The following is a 202-nucleotide window of genomic DNA, read 5'->3' on the forward strand; positions in this document are numbered from 1 at the left end:
TCGGCGCTGAAGAGCTTAACTGCCGTGTTCGGAATGGGAACGGGTGTGACCTCTTCGCTATCGCCACCAAACATGAAAGGAACGTTGTTCCTTCAAAACTAGATAATAAGAAGGTATTTCATTTTTTAAAAAGCGTTGGTTAAGTCCTCGATCTATTAGTATCAGTCAGCTCCACATGTCACCATGCTTCCACCTCTGACCT

The 202-nt window shown here is 44.6% G+C and carries 1 rRNA gene; it reads right to left on the minus strand.

Going from position 1 to position 202, the window contains the following annotated elements:
* A 5S ribosomal RNA gene (rrf, locus tag Q8G36_RS29555) occupies positions 1 to 71 on the minus strand; the annotation flags it as partial.
* Positions 72 to 202: the final 131 nt, after the last annotated feature.

This window comes from Peribacillus frigoritolerans (genome assembly GCF_030676415.1).
In the GTDB taxonomy this organism is placed as follows: domain Bacteria; phylum Bacillota; class Bacilli; order Bacillales; family DSM-1321; genus Peribacillus; species Peribacillus frigoritolerans_A.